Genomic DNA, 11,393 nt, shown 5'->3' with positions numbered 1-11,393 from the left:
GCGTTGTGTGCTTGACGGGGAAGCTTACGCAGGCGACGACGTTTGGGATGACGGTGAATGGATCAGCTGGGACTGGATCTCATCTCAACTGGAGGACGACGGCGTTGATGAGCCCGCACTAACCGAGGATCGCAGCTTTGGCCGCGATGGCTATCCACTAAGCGTTCTGGAACAGGCGAGAATCCTCGAGGAACTCGTCGACTGTGCTTCTCGCCACTTTGAGAATACGGGCCGATATCTCCAGATCTGGGGAGAACTCGGCGAGCTATATGCAGAGGTGAAATGGGGCCTGCGTCGGCATGGCACGCATCACCCGGGTTCAGACGGAACGATCGGTGGGCGACTGGTTGAAGTCAAGACCATTTCCCCGGAGAAATCATCCAACAAGGTATTCGTCAAGAGCCAGGGTGACTTTGAGCAGCTCCTGATTGTGCAGATAGATAGCGATTTCAACTTTAGGGCGAAGCTGTTCGAGCGTGAAGCGCTCCAAGGCCAATTGTCGAAGACCTTGCGAGGACGCCTCGTGGATGAACAGACATAAATACAGGGCTCCAATGGCGACGGCGAAATACCGCGCGCATGAAGACCTATGTCACCGATCGTCGTCCCGGTCCTTTCCCTCGGTTCGCTCACTGGGCAGGACCGGCTCAAGGGTCGCGCTACGCATAACGTAGCCGATGTTGGCCGCATTCTGGCTCAGCCCATATGCCACGGAAAGGCGGTCGAAACCAGTCTCGTCACCACCGACAATATCACGCGGCCTGACGATCTCCGAGACCTGGAACTTCATACGAAAGACACCTTCCGATTCGCCGGCAATTCGTCCAAACCGCTCCCTCAACGAGCCAATACGACTTCCGCCACCGCACAAGAAGAGGCGGAGCCTACCCCGGCCCTGAACGGCCGGGGATGTCGGGTAGATTCTCATTGCATCGCTTGTCGCCTTGTTGAACACAGCGGCGACAGCGCTCAAGTAGAGGGAGCGGCGGCTCTCAACTTCATCCTCGGTGCAGCCAATCTTCTGCGCCACGCGTTCATTTGATAAAGATGACTCACCATCCTCCCAGTCGCAGCCATTGCCATGGCCCGCAAGAGCAGCGATTAAATAATGGGCTCCAAGGCGCTCGACCTCGGACGAAAAGACGGGAAGAAACTCTTCCCCTTCCTTGTTGAAGACATTGAAGTACGCAACGTCAAGCGTGCCCGCGCCTACATCCACCAGCGCATGCAGATCCTCCCTTCGCTCGGCTGACCGAAGGTAGGAATAGAGTTGACAGGCAAACTCGGGAAGCACGTCAACGGCCGGACGGTCGACTTGATCGATCATTCTCAACGCCCCAACTGCAGCCGCCCGGCTTATCGGGCCCGGCGCAAGCGCGAGTACTCGACCAGCCTGTGCCGCGGCACGAAAAGCGTCGGTGGTGGGATTGTCATCCCATGACTTCGTCGGCAGCCCAACGTGCAGCCGCCACCGAATACCGGTCGTCGTGGCGATGCCGCTTGACGACAGCCAGCTCCCCACGTAGCGGAAGGCTAGCGCAATGAAAATCACTGCATCTGCCAGGGTGTTCACTCTTAAGGTGTCTTGGCTTGACTCCAGTATCTTGACCTTGATTCCATCGTGAACCGTCCAGTTTGGCGCCTCGACGGCACCAAGCACGCATGTACCACCAGGGCCTTCGCTAAACACCGAAGCCAGCAGGTGACGATCCTCTCCTTCCACTGCAGCAGACCAATCCACTGCGTAGTGCCGACCTGCCCAACGGACCACGGCCTTCGTGAAAGCCGTCCCAAAATCCAAGCCAAGGATTGCCAGCTTCCCAGCCGCGTCCTCCGCAACTGGGGCCGGACTTGTTCGGTTTCGCGCCTTAGACATCGCCGCTGAAATGCGCATTCTGTCCGGATCGGCCGACGCGTCGGCTAATCGTTCCCGAAGAGGCTTCGGCATGGGCGGGGCTACAGGCGTTTGTATCGCAGGCGCCACGGGCAGGTACTCTTTGGCACGCCCGTTCGCGGGCTCAATTCGCTCGGCTTGCCCCGGCTTATCACGCCTTTTCCCGTGATCGACTCGCCCAACTGAAACTCCCTTCCGAACGGCGACATCCGGCGCGCCTTTCTTCCAGCTCCGAAGGGTCTGTTCGATTTCCGTTGCATCCCGGGACAGGACCTCCCCCTCGGCTGGCCCTGCTGCGGCATTCGCCCCGCCTGTCTTCACTGATTTCCACTTGGCAAGGAAATCAGGGGCCAAATCACCAAGTTTGTTCCCACCCCTTCCCCTGGATCTTTCCACGAGCTCAACCCCTGATTCGAACGAAGCCGGACACCAAGCCGCTACGCATGACCTTGGGCTCCTCCCTCTGGTCCAGTGCTGCGACCGCCACATCGTGCTTCTGGCGCAACTCCCGGATTTGTCCTTCTGCCATGCGCTTGTAGTTCACACGATGGGACTCACTCACCCTGGCCATGGCCACCCGTAGCGCGTCAGTTCGCCGCTCCAGATGGCGCCTTAGGCTCTCGCGCTGGATTCGAATGCGGTCGGTGTTCTCTGCCTGGAAGAGCCTCCTGGCATCCCGAAACTGCCGCAACAGTGCGGCCTTTGCATCCTCCAGCAACCTATTGGCATGTAGCTTGTCGGTCAGGCATCGATTCACATCGATCCAGTCCCTTGTCTGTGACCGCAGCGCATTGATTAGGTCAAATCCAGGCTCTCCGCTGATCTCCATTCCGCCAAGGACCGGCAGGAAGAAGGCGCGTATCGTCTCCTCGCGCCGAGCTCCGTCGAACTGCCAGGTTTCTGCGGCGAATGCGTAATCCCCGGGCACGACTTCAGGCCCAAGTTCGCCTGCATCTACCTCTGCAGCCACCACCAAGTCCCTGTGCTGGGTCCGACTCTCATGCTCGGCAATCATGCGGACTAGGGGGTGGTACTGATTGATCAGCTCATACCTTGCCGCATGTACTCCGCGATTGACGTGGTTCCTGATGACGACATCAGACTCGCTTCCACTCTCTAGCCTTGATCGCGGGAGCTGGCGAGCTTCCCGGAAACGAATAAGCCTCGCGGTCGCTTCGGGTCCGAGCTGGATCGATCCCGTTTGGCTGCCTGGATCCATCCGCATTGAGTACCCAGGCGCGTTTTCTTCCAAGTACTCCCGGATGTGGAGCTGGAGGTCTTCATCCGTAATTCTCCGCTGGGTGCTCTTGGCATGAGCGACCTTATTCCGGACGAACTCACCAAGTCCGACGAAGTCAGCTTCATGCGCCTGGATCGCCTCAAGATTGCGCCGATTCTGCTCCATCACGGCCCTTGCCTGGTCGATACGGAGTTCCTGTTGTGCCGGCGTGAGGTGCTCGTTGAGCAAATCCCGGGTGAGCAGGCTTATCCCGTCCTGCAGGACATCCTCGGTACAGCCGAGGGCATCTTCGAAGATTTGCAGCTTTTCGAACAATCTCGTCAGGATGCGATCGTCGATCGTATCTTCATAGACTAGGTTGGCGATTGATATGGCTTGCGCCTGCTGCCCAATTCGGTCGATTCGACCTATCCGCTGCTCGATCCGCATCGGATTCCAGGGCAAGTCGTAGTTGATCAACAACCTCATGAACTGCAGGTCGACGCCCTCGGCTGCGACCTCGGAGGCCAGAAGGACGCTATAGCGGCTTGACTCACGGAATTCATCAATCCGCGCCTGCTTGTCGTCGCCCCCCATGACCACAAGGTTCGAGATGCCCACTTCGCCAAGTCGCTTGGACAGGTAAGTTAGCGTTCCCCTGAAGTAACTGAAGACGATGATCTTTTCACCGGGATAGCTATGGATGTACTCGCGAATCAGCGCCTCGAGCTTCATGTACTTGGAGTCGTGCTCAAGGAGCGCTTCAAGGCTTATATGCCCGTTGAGCGACCTTGCAACATAGCTCGACACATCTGAAACTCCGGCGGAAACCTCGTCCTCGCCGAATGCATCGTATGCGAACTCCTCGACCTCTCCCTGCTCCCATTCGTCAGTTCTCGCAAGCCATCGGGCCGCTGCCGCATACATGCAGCTGGACATCAGCCTCTGCGGCGTGGCGAGCAAGAAACCCCTGGCGCCACCATTGTTCAGGGCGTAGGAAATGACGGATTCCGTGACGCGCTCATAGAACTCCCGTTCTGCGGCAGTCATCGGAACCGCAAAGTTCCTGACCTTCCTCTCCACCCGGTTCTCCAGAACCTCTCGCTTCCGTGACCTTACGATCACTTGTCCGAGAAGGTTCACTCGCTCCAGGCGGTGATTTACGTCTACTCGCTCTTCCGGTGAAAGGACTTCGTCGTCCGATCGGTCCTCAAGTGATTGCGCGAGGAGCTTTATGCTTTCGCTCTCACTGAAGAGCCAGTGCTCCCCTGCTTCTTGGAGCGCATCCCGCACGTTCTTTATGCTCGCATCAGGCCTCTTGAGTTGATTCGCCAACCGAACCAAGGGCCGGTTCGCGCCCAAGATGCTCTCGAACTCACCTTCGAACCTGAACTGGTCGGGGTCGACAAGCGAAACGAGATTGAAGAGGTCCGTGCTGCGGTTGTTGACGGGTGTTGCGGACAGCAGGACAAAGTACTCAGCCACCGGCCTTAGCAGTTGTCCAAGCAATGCCGAGGATGTCTGATGGTTCCGCAGGTAGTGGGCTTCATCGATCACCACTAGATCGAACAAGGTTTGCCCCTGGGACTCGTTTAGGAACCTCGCTAGGCGCGCTACGGCGGAAGTGGCCTCTGAATCGGGGTCCAGTGCGTCCGACGGCGGCCTTATGCCCTGAAGGCTGCAAATGACGGCCGGAACCCTCGGAGCCGCCTCGCCCTGCTGCATGTGTTGCAGGAGCTCCTTGGCGCTCATGACTTGGGCACTCGTGCCAAAGCGCCGGTGGAGTTCCTGCCTCCATTTTTCCGTCAGCACTGCCGGACAGACGACCAGGAGCCGATTCGCATTGATCCTGAAGCGAAGCTCCGTCCATATCAGGCCTGCCTCGATGGTCTTTCCGAGACCTACTTCATCGGCAATCAGGACGCCCTTCGACGGCGAATCCAGTAGCGCCAGGAGCGGCTTGAACTGGTGCGGCATGAACTGGGTTTCGGTCGTGTCCAGACTGTAGATCATTTCCGAGATCTGGCCGGCAAGCTGGACAGATGTCAGTCGCTTCCTTAGATGGGTCGCGCTGGCGAACCTGCCTGCAAGGACCTGCTCCATGTCGTCCAGCTCGACCTCTGCCGGCTCGAGGTCCTCCGCCATCTCGAATCTCGGCTGTTGGCCCGGGAACCGGACCTGCACCATGAGACCGTCCCCATCCTCGCGAACGCGCCCAGTGGATTCACCGACAAGGCCAGAATCGTGGCAGGAGCGAACTCGCGTCCCCTGGGTCGAGAGACTCTTTTCAAATTCATCTCTGGTCATTGGATTTCCATCGATTCCGCAGTTCTCCACAAGGACGAGCAATATTCCCCGGGAGAGTTGGTGCGATACCGTCATGCTGGCATTCGCAGGCATCCTTGATGCAGCGATCCTAACTCCGGTGCCGCGCTCGACACTTGGTCGCTAGGACGAGATTACATGGCTGGGATCCTCCAGTCGGCGCGCCGTCCCGGTTCCGGCGCTGTGAGAGTTTTTCTCACTTGTCGGACTCGGATCTGATTCTTTCTCTCCAAGAACTCCTGTGGCCCCGCGCTCCGGTTGCATTCAATTCGGATCAATCGGTGCCGCATGTGCTCGCGCATCTGCCTTTGGCGCGAAGAGGAGCGGTCCCTGGTCATTCATAGGCGTGTTTGACAGCCCGCCTAATTAATGCCAGTCTTTATGACATCAATGGTGTCCTAATGAAATTATCCCTCCAACAGCTCAGCTCCCAGTCCGGCGTCCCGCAGCGCTCCATCCGCTACTACATCCAGCGGGGGCTGCTGCCGCGGCCGCAAGGCGAGACCCGCGCGGCCACCTACGGGGCCGACCACCTGTCGGCCCTGCTGCGCATACGCCAATGGCAGGAGGCCGGCCTATCCCTGGAGGCGATCGCCGACCTGCTCGACGCCCGCCGGGCCCCGCCCGTCAGTACCGCCCGCCCCGGGGGGGTCGAGGTCCGCTCCCACCTGATCGTGGCCGATGGCATCGAGCTGGTGGTCGCACCGGAGCGCGCCGGGCTGGATACCACCCGGCTACGCCGCTTCTTCCAGGCCGTCCAGGCGGCGCACGCCGAACTAACCCGGGAAGACCCCTCAGATGAAGACTGACCAGAAGGCCGCTTCCATGAACGCCCTTTCCCACGCTGGCGCCCCGACCCAGCCGCTCCAGCAGACCCGGGTCGATGTCCGAATCCGCGACCTCGTGTCCCGCTTCGAGCTGGAACACCAATTCCGCAATGGCAACGACCAGCCCATCGAGGCGCTGCTCACGTTTCCGATGCCACCGGATGCAGCCTTCCTCGGTCTCGACGCTGAGATCGGCGGGAAGCGGCTGGCCGCCAAGGTCATCGCGTCGGGAGCCGCGGAGGAGCGTTACGGCGAGGCCCTGTCCGAAGGCGACACCGCCATCCTGGTGCAGACGCCAGAGCCCGGCATCGTGACGCTGTCGCTGGGCAACCTGATGCCCGGCGAGGCCGCCACGGTGCGGCTGCGCTTCGCCGCCCGGGTGCCGGTGGCGGGTTCGTCCGCCTGGTTCCGCCTCCCCACCGTGCTGCGGCCCCGCTACGGCGAGTGGTCCCTCGAGGACTTCGAGCGGCCCGAGTCCGATATTGCCGCCGAACATCCGCTGACCGTGGCCGTCGAGATCGAAGGGCTGCTCCACGGCTCGGCGATGAGCTGCCCGAGCCACGCAGTCCAGTTCGAGGCCCGTGCCAGCACCACCCGGATCTCGATTCCGTCGGCCTATCTGGATCGGGATGTCGTCCTCCAGTTCGATCTTTTGGCCGTTCCGCCGCCTGCGTTGGACGTCATCCAACACGGCGACTTGTTCCTCGCCAACCTCACCGGCCCGGTCCCGGAGAAGGCGGCCACGCCTGGCCCGATGGACCTTTGCCTGGTGCTGGACGGCTCGGGCTCGATGGCGGGCGACGCCATCATGCAGAGCCGCGACGCTGTGCGAGCCATCGCCGGGCTGCTGGGCGCCGAGGATCGCATCCAGGTTCTGCGCTTCGGCTCCACCCTCCGACCCGTGTTTCGCCGCCTCATGCCCTGCAGGTCCGCCGTTCGCCAGGCGCTCGACGAACTGGCCGGAAGCCTCGAGGCCAATCTCGGGGGCACGGAAATGGGCGCCTCCCTGCTGCGCGCTGCCCAGGACCTCGGCGAAAGGCGTGAGAATCGCACCCGCGTGGTGATCCTGGTAACGGACGGAGCCGTCCAGCTCCGCGACCTTGCGGGAGCCAGGGAGGCGCTGGCCGAAGCCGGGATTCGCGTGTTCGTCGTTGCCGTCGGCAGCAGCGCGGGCGTCGAGGTCCTTCGGCCGCTGGCCCACGGCACCGGCGCGCTCATCGAGCGGTCCATCCTCGGGGAGCCCATCGACGCGGCCGCTGCGCGCATGGCCCGCCGGGCGCGACATCCTGCGCCGCTGCCGGTCACGCTGTCCTGGCCCGGAGGCAACGCAGAGGTCTTGCCGATGACCCCGGTCTATCCGGGCGACGCCCTTGAAGTCGCCGTAGTCGCCAACGCAAGGCCGACGGGCCCGGTGGTGGTGCAAGTCGGTGGCACCAGCCATTCGCTCGAGGCACGGAGGCCAGCCGGGGACGACGCCCTTCTGGCCATTCTCGGTCAGGCCCGCTACGAGGCGGCCGGCAAGGGTGCGCGACAAGCCATCGCCCTGGCACACGGCCTGCTGACCCGCGAGACATCGGCCATCCTTGTCCACGAGCGCGCCGAGGAGGACCGTGCCGGGTCGCTTCCCTTGATGGTCAAGGTTCCATCCATGATGCCGGCGGGGATGGTGGCCAAGGCGGGCCCGGTCCGTTCCATGGGATCCGCCCGTGTCGCCTGCTCCGTGCCAGTTCCGCATCCTTCGATGCTTAAGGGCGGTTCGTCCATGGATGCCAGCTTCTTCGACCTGGACGAACCGGTTTTCTCGCGTCGCCCGCCGGACAGTTTCGACTTCTCGGAAGTTCCGGCGCTTGTCGAGGCCATGGTCCCGGCCCTGCGTACCCTCATCGTTCGCGACGACCAACCAGCGGCCACCATCCACGATCTCCTTGGACTGCTACCTGCGGAATTGAAGAAGGCAGCAGAGTCCTACTTCGAGCACCTGCGGCTGCACCTGCACGACTCCGGGACGCTGGTCGGACTGGCCTTGGCGGTCTTCGACGGCCTTGGCGTCAAACTGGCCGACGAGGAGGAGGTGGCGCTTGCGCTGGCGGTGGCTCGCTACGGGGAGCTCAACGTGGCCCTGCCTGGCGCATTTCCGGCGCAGTAGGACAAGAGGACTCGGCGATGAACGGCATGGCCCTCCCAGATCCCCGGCGAATCCTGAGGATCCGGTTGTTCGAGGATTGCGTGGTCAGGCGACCACGCCGGCCGCTGCCTTCGAACCTGGTGCGATGGGCCAGCCAGCAGCCCATCCCGCAGGAGCTTCGCGAACTGGGACTGACCAGGGCCCTGTGCGAGGCTCTGGCGCGGATGTGGCCCGACCTGCTTGGTCGGTTCCGGCGCGGCTTCATCGTGGAGAGCATCGGCATCGGCCGGCGCATCACCTGCTTCGGATGCGTCCAGTACGACATCGCCGGCAACGGGACGATCGAGGCGCGGCACGCGCTTCCCGTGAAGCCGCCAAAGGCGTTCGGCTTTCGCTTGGATCGCCCGCTGAGTGACTGGGCATGGGTTGGCTGGGTCGCAATCCGCGCAAAAGCAGCCTTTGCCGAACTCGCGGATGCGCTGCGGACCCGGCGACTGGCAGGAATGATCCCGCCAGAGTTTCCAACAAACGCCGACCTGCTGGCCTGGGATTGGCTCGTACGAAACCTCATCAAACTTGCCAAGCGCTGCATTGACCAACGGAAGGCCGAACACCTGCTGGTGAATGCGTTCCAGCTTGATCCTGCCTTGGTACTGGCCTTCAGTCGATCCGTGCCGAAACTGTTGCGCCGGAGATCCTGGTTCCTCAAGACGTTCTGGTGGAACCGCTGTGTCCAGTTCAGGGACCCGCTGTTGACCCTTCAGGCTTGTGCGCCCGCACTGCTTCCCTACTACGGAGAACTGATGGTGCCCGGCAGGGAGGCTTCGAAGACCGACTACTTTGGGCAGATCCGGGCCAAGCTGGAGGAAGAGGGCCTCCAAGACCAGCACTGGCACGTCCTGCTTTTCGACAAGGCGAAGCCGATCTGGCGACTGTGGTACTCGGATCGCATCCGCGCGAAGGATTGCCTGCACCGGGCCCTCGTCGACTGGGGACAGCGTCAGCTATGCGGGCGGGGCATTGTCCCAGCCGATGAGACTGCAGGCACCTGGTCTTGAGTTTCGCCGCAAGGAGCCATCGCCGGTTCAGGGGACAACGTCCGGAGCGATCCACAAATACTGGTAAAGCGTTCCAGGGGGCTGGCAACGCCCATCAGGGCATTGCGCCTCGCATGGGAGCGCGGCGACCTACCCGACCCCTGGTTCCCGTTCCCGCAGGCGCGCGCCAACATCTGCGGGTAAGCCCTGAAGCCCCTCCAGGCGAAAGCCGCCAAACTCAATCGTTTCTCCAAGCCGCCGATTTGAGCCACCAGCTTGCGGGCGGGATACAAGTGCAGCTAAAGCGGACCATCCCCGGATGGCTGTGCTGGCGGCAATCACCCAAAAGGAGATGGCCATGAAGCCTTTCACCAGCGACACCCAATTCGTCGAGAGCCTCGACGCCGCCCAGCGCGAATACTTCCTCGGCCGCCTGGCCGGGATCCAGCAATCCCTGCAGGACATGCTCCGGCACCTTGCCCGGGGCATGGGGCCTCTCGCCTCCCTGAACGGCGACTTCCTTGCCCTGCTGCCCAGCGATGCCCTGGCCGCCCAAGGGCTCATCAGCGTGTCGGCAACCGTTTACCGGGTGCAATCGATACCGGGGAGCGGGCGGCTGAAACTCAGCACATTCGACGACACCCCCATCTCGATGTGGGACGGTACGTCGTCGCTGCCCTGGGTGCACCCGTTCGAAGGGTTTGCCGCCTTCAAGCGTGCTCGGCACGCCGACGGTGCACACAAGGCACTCATCCAGTGGGACAAACGACGACGCGGCAAGGCCTGAGCGCGAAGGAGCGCCACCCGGCTGAGAAAAAGTCTCTGGCTGCCACACACCCGTGGGTGAGTCAGGAGCCACGGCCTTGCTAACCTCGCCCCATGCCAACCGCCGCCGAACTACGCGAACGCTTCAAGGCCATCCCGCAGGAGGCCACTCCGGACGCCTGGCGCGTCCGCATCCACCGCGCCCTGAGCTGGCTGGCGCGCGCGGAGGCGGAGCCGGACGACCCGGATGCCCGGTTCCTGTTCCTGTGGATCGCCCTGAACGCCGCGTACGCCCGCGAGATTGGCGCCGGTGAAACCGAGCGCGGCCGGCTGCGCGAGTTCCTCGCACGGCTGGTTGCCCTCGACCAGGACGGCCGCCTGCATGCGGCCATCTTCGGCCAGTTCAGCGGCCCAATCCGCACGCTCATCGAGAACAAGCACGTCTACCAGCCCTTCTGGATGGCCCAGCAAACATGGGACCAGACCGAGTCCTGGCGAGAGGGCTTCGAGGCCGGCAAGCGCGCGGCGCTTGGTGCGTTGATGGAGAAGGACACCACGAAGGTGCTTTCGATCGTCTTCGACAGGCTCTACGTCCTGCGCAACCAGCTCGTGCATGGCGGCGCGACGTGGAACAGTGGCATCAATCGCCAGCAAGTCAAGGATGGGGCCACGATCCTTGGCACCCTGTTGCCGATGGTGGTGGATCTGATGCTAGTCCATCCCGACGCGGACCATGGCGAGATCCTCTACCCCGTTGTGCGTTGATGGCACGCTGGAGAAACCCATGCATTGCCCACAGACCCCGTTCCAGGCGATGGCCGACCACTTGGTGGAACAGGTGGTCACTTTGGCTGACATGGCAGAGATGAAGATTGACGTCTTCTTTTGCCTCCAAGAGCTGCCAGGGCCCGCTCCGTGCGAGGAGTTGGCCTACCTGCTCTCCAGCGGGGATTGTGAAGTCTTTCTTGCCACTGATTCCCGCGGCCGCATGTGGTTGTGCGACGACAGCGGGCGCGTTGCACGGGAGCTAACGACCACTACTGATATCGCGGCCGTGACCTCGGAGATGATGGATGCGCTCGACTGCCCGATTCTGGGGCGCGAGTACGTTCATGCCCACTAGGGTTCTGGCTTAGCCACGAGGCCGGGAGATCCTTCGATGACCATCACGCGTGAAGGCCTTCCACAATCTAGGACGCGG

9 protein-coding genes are annotated in these 11,393 nt (G+C 62.2%); 7 read left to right on the top strand and 2 right to left on the bottom strand.

The window, feature by feature from the left end:
• Positions 1-541 (top strand): hypothetical protein (locus C6N40_RS13330; RefSeq protein WP_205208619.1); only part of this gene is annotated, 541 nt, incomplete at its 5' end.
• A 51-nt stretch (positions 542-592) separates the two neighbouring features.
• Here the strand turns inward: C6N40_RS13330 and C6N40_RS14180 are convergent.
• The gene (locus C6N40_RS14180; RefSeq protein WP_162782240.1) at positions 593-1,741 is read right to left on the bottom strand and encodes an acetate and sugar kinases/Hsc70/actin family protein; all 1,149 of its coding nucleotides are present in this window, start codon (positions 1,739-1,741) and stop codon (positions 593-595) included.
• 553 nt (positions 1,742-2,294) lie between these two features.
• Complete coding sequence (locus tag C6N40_RS13320) at positions 2,295-5,495, bottom strand: SNF2-related protein (RefSeq protein ID WP_162782239.1); 3,201 nt, start codon at positions 5,493-5,495, stop codon at positions 2,295-2,297.
• 344 nt (positions 5,496-5,839) lie between these two features.
• On the opposite strand from C6N40_RS13320, the gene C6N40_RS13315 reads away from it, so the two are divergent.
• From C6N40_RS13315 to C6N40_RS13290, 6 genes are all read left to right on the top strand, one after another.
• Positions 5,840-6,247 (top strand): helix-turn-helix domain-containing protein, encoded by a 408-nt coding sequence (locus C6N40_RS13315; protein ID WP_106991515.1) that lies wholly within the window; start codon positions 5,840-5,842, stop codon positions 6,245-6,247.
• Positions 6,237-8,411, top strand: a complete 2,175-nt coding sequence (locus C6N40_RS13310) for a VIT domain-containing protein (RefSeq protein ID WP_106991514.1) — start codon at positions 6,237-6,239, stop codon at positions 8,409-8,411. The genes C6N40_RS13315 and C6N40_RS13310 overlap by 11 nt, the downstream gene beginning before the upstream one ends.
• A 17-nt stretch (positions 8,412-8,428) precedes the next feature.
• The gene (locus tag C6N40_RS13305) at positions 8,429-9,448 is read left to right on the top strand and encodes a hypothetical protein (protein ID WP_162782238.1); all 1,020 of its coding nucleotides are present in this window, start codon (positions 8,429-8,431) and stop codon (positions 9,446-9,448) included.
• A gap of 337 nt (positions 9,449-9,785) precedes the next feature.
• A complete protein-coding gene (locus C6N40_RS13300) occupies positions 9,786-10,214 on the top strand; it encodes a hypothetical protein (RefSeq protein WP_162782237.1) in 429 nt (142 codons plus the stop codon).
• Positions 10,215-10,306: 92 nt separating this feature from the next.
• A complete protein-coding gene (locus C6N40_RS13295) occupies positions 10,307-10,957 on the top strand; it encodes a HEPN domain-containing protein (RefSeq protein ID WP_106991511.1) in 651 nt (216 codons plus the stop codon).
• Positions 10,958-10,976: 19 nt separating this feature from the next.
• A complete protein-coding gene (locus C6N40_RS13290) occupies positions 10,977-11,315 on the top strand; it encodes a hypothetical protein (protein ID WP_106991510.1) in 339 nt (112 codons plus the stop codon).
• Positions 11,316-11,393: the final 78 nt, after the last annotated feature.

The organism is Arenimonas caeni (genome assembly GCF_003024235.1).
Taxonomy (GTDB): Bacteria; Pseudomonadota; Gammaproteobacteria; order Xanthomonadales; family Xanthomonadaceae; genus Arenimonas; species Arenimonas caeni.
The sequence above is the reverse complement of the archived record's forward strand: the minus strand, read 5'-3'. Positions and strand labels throughout refer to the sequence as shown.

Excerpts from the sequence above, each read along its gene's own strand:
- C6N40_RS13320 (WP_162782239.1), bottom strand. The coding sequence starts at position 5,495 with ATGACGGTATCGCACCAACTCTCCCGGGGAATATTGCTCGTCCTTGTG.
- C6N40_RS13310 (WP_106991514.1), top strand. The coding sequence starts at position 6,237 with ATGAAGACTGACCAGAAGGCCGCTTCCATGAACGCCCTTTCCCACGCT.
- C6N40_RS13290 (WP_106991510.1), top strand. The coding sequence starts at position 10,977 with ATGCATTGCCCACAGACCCCGTTCCAGGCGATGGCCGACCACTTGGTG.
- C6N40_RS13300 (WP_162782237.1), top strand. The coding sequence starts at position 9,786 with ATGAAGCCTTTCACCAGCGACACCCAATTCGTCGAGAGCCTCGACGCC.
- C6N40_RS13295 (WP_106991511.1), top strand. The coding sequence starts at position 10,307 with ATGCCAACCGCCGCCGAACTACGCGAACGCTTCAAGGCCATCCCGCAG.
- C6N40_RS13305 (WP_162782238.1), top strand. The coding sequence starts at position 8,429 with ATGAACGGCATGGCCCTCCCAGATCCCCGGCGAATCCTGAGGATCCGG.
- C6N40_RS13315 (WP_106991515.1), top strand. The coding sequence starts at position 5,840 with ATGAAATTATCCCTCCAACAGCTCAGCTCCCAGTCCGGCGTCCCGCAG.